The organism is Bradyrhizobium sp. (assembly GCF_049798375.1).
In the GTDB taxonomy this organism is placed as follows: Bacteria; Pseudomonadota; Alphaproteobacteria; order Rhizobiales; family Xanthobacteraceae; genus Bradyrhizobium.
In genome coordinates this window covers 1-2505 of sequence record NZ_JBARGP010000774.1, presented here as the reverse complement: position 1 = coordinate 2505, position 2505 = coordinate 1, and the positions used below count along the sequence as shown (strand labels likewise).

General features: G+C 64.4%; 4 protein-coding genes. 1 reads left to right on the top strand and 3 read right to left on the bottom strand.

Annotated elements, in window-relative coordinates:
* On the bottom strand, positions 1-929 hold a 929-nt coding region (argH, locus tag WA702_RS29605), incomplete at its 3' end, for an argininosuccinate lyase (RefSeq protein ID WP_425114081.1).
* A 143-nt stretch (positions 930-1072) separates the two neighbouring features.
* Between argH and tlpA the strand changes: the two genes are divergently transcribed.
* Positions 1073-1762 (top strand): thiol:disulfide interchange protein TlpA, encoded by a 690-nt coding sequence (gene tlpA, locus WA702_RS29600; protein ID WP_425114080.1) that lies wholly within the window; start codon positions 1073-1075, stop codon positions 1760-1762.
* A 131-nt stretch (positions 1763-1893) separates the two neighbouring features.
* On the opposite strand, the gene WA702_RS29595 is transcribed toward tlpA, so the two are convergent.
* Together WA702_RS29595 and WA702_RS29590 are read right to left on the bottom strand one after the other, a co-directional pair.
* Complete coding sequence (locus tag WA702_RS29595) at positions 1894-2085, bottom strand: putative motility protein (RefSeq protein ID WP_425114079.1); 192 nt, start codon at positions 2083-2085, stop codon at positions 1894-1896.
* A 93-nt stretch (positions 2086-2178) separates the two neighbouring features.
* Positions 2179-2505, bottom strand: a 327-nt coding sequence (locus WA702_RS29590) for a 3-hydroxyacyl-CoA dehydrogenase family protein (RefSeq protein ID WP_425114078.1), incomplete at its 5' end; no start/stop codon positions are given.

Below are 2505 nucleotides of genomic sequence, written 5' to 3'. Positions count from 1 at the left end.
ACGATCAAGAGCCCGTTCAGCGCGCCGATGACGCGGCCGGTCTTGGCGCGCACCAGCTCGGCGGCGTCAGGATTGCGCTTCTGCGGCATGATCGAGGAGCCGGTGGTGAACTTGTCCGACAGACTGAGCATGCCGACGAGCGGCGAGGTCCAGATCACAATTTCCTCGGCGAAGCGCGACAGGTGCACCGCGCAGATCGAGGCGGCTGAGAGCACCTCCAGCACGAAATCGCGGTCGGAGACCGCGTCCAGCGAATTGGCCATCGGACGGTCGAAGCCGAGCGCCTCCGCGGTGGCGTGGCGGTCGATCGGGAACGAGGTGCCGGCGAGCGCGGCCGCGCCCAGCGGCGATTCGTTGAGGCGCTTGCGGGCGTCGATGAAGCGGCCGCGGTCGCGCGCCGCCATCTCGACATAGGCCAGCAGGTGGTGGCCGAAGGTGACGGGCTGCGCGGTCTGCAGATGGGTGAAGCCCGGCATCACCGTGCCGGCATGCTCCAGCGCCCGGGTCGCCAGCGCCTGCTGATAGGCTGATAGCGCGGCGTCGATCTCGTCGATGGTGTCGCGGACGAACAGGCGGAAGTCGGTCGCCACCTGGTCGTTGCGGGAGCGCGCGGTGTGCAGGCGTCCGGCGGCCGGACCGATCAGCTCGCCGAGACGGCTCTCGACATTCATGTGAATGTCCTCGAGCGCCCGCTTGAAAGCGAAGGAACCCTTGGCAATCTCTGACAAAATCGTGTCTAGACCCTTGCCGATGTTTTTTGCATCACTTGATGTGATGATGCCTTGCGCGGCCAGCATTGCCGCATGCGCCTTGGACGCGGCGATGTCCTGGGCGTAAAGGTGGCGGTCGACGTCGATGGAGACGTTGATCTCCTCCATGATCTCATCGGGACGCTCCGAGAACCGGCCGCCCCACATCTTGTTGCTCATGTCTTGCCGCTCATGTCTTGCTGCTCATGTCTGCCGCTCTTACCCCTGGCCACGCGTGAACCCTGCCTGACCGCGATCCGACGAGACCGCCGGTCACGGCGATATCAGCGATTTCGGCCTCTGATAGCCCTAACCGACCGGAAATGACAAACGATATGCCTGATCCATCCCCCGCCCGGCCGCCCGCGACCCGCCGCCGCGTGCTGACCGCCGCCGTGGTACTGGTCGGCGCCGCGATCGCCTTTGCCGCATCCTATCGCAGCGGCCTGTTCGGGGCGCATTCGTCCGGCGATCCGACCTGCCGGCCGGCGGTCGCGCTGGCCGGTAAGCTCGCGCCGCTGATCCATGGCGAGGTGGCGGCGCTGACGCCGGCGACGACGCCGCTGCATCTGCCCGACCTCACCTTCGAGGACGGCAGCGGTGCTGCGAAGAAGCTGTCGGATTTCCGCGGCAAGACGGTGCTGTTGAACCTGTGGGCGACCTGGTGCGTGCCTTGCCGCAAGGAGATGCCGGCACTCGACCGGCTGCAGGCCAAGCTCGGCAGTCCCAACTTCCAGGTGGTCGCGGTCAATATCGACACCCGTGATCCGGAGAAGCCGAAGACGTTCCTCGCCGACGCCAAGCTGACGAAGCTGGATTATTTCAACGACCGGACCGCAAAAGTCTTCCAGGAGCTCAAGAGCGTCGGCCGGGCGCTGGGCATGCCGACCTCGGTGCTGGTCGACGGCCGGGGTTGCGAGATCGCGACCATCGCCGGCCCCGCCGAATGGGACAGCGACGACGCGGTCAAGCTGATCACGGCGGCGATGCAGCCGGTCGCGGCGGGGATGTAGCTGGAATGCGGCGATCGCTTTATAGCGCCGTCAAAGCGCAATCCCAGTTTTCGTCATTGCGAGCGAAGCGAAGCAATCCAGAGCCAAGAAGAAAGTCTGGATTGCTTCGCTTCGCTCGCAATGACGGAAGATCAGGCCGAGATGTTCAGATTGCCGCCGACGCCGGGGCCGACATTGGCGAGCGACTGCTGGGCGCCGCCGAGCAAGGTCAGCACCGTGTTCTTCTGCATGTCGAGATTCGACTTGAGCGTGGTGGTGGCGATCTGCTGCGAAAGCGCGCCTTGCTTCTGCGCCATGACGGCGGCGACCAAACTCATATCCATACGCGTTGTACCCTTTACCTGTAAGGGCAAATTAACCGACGGATCTTAACGGCCGGTAATTAGCGCCTGCGCTGATCGTCGCAGGTAGCGAGATTAGCGCGTCGGGACCGGCTTCGGCCCGCGGTAGTCATAGAAGCCGCGCTGGGTCTTGCGGCCGAGCCAGCCGGCCTCGACATATTTCACCAGCAGCGGACACGGACGGTATTTGGAATCGGCCAGCCCTTCATGCAGCACCTGCATGATGGAGAGACAGATATCGAGGCCGATGAAGTCGGCGAGCTCCAGCGGTCCCATCGGATGATGGGCGCCGAGCTTCATCGCCGCGTCGATCGCCTCGACGTTTCCGACGCCCTCATAAAGGGTGTAGATCGCTTCGTTGATCATCGGCAGCAGGATGCGGTTGACGATGAAGGCCGGGAA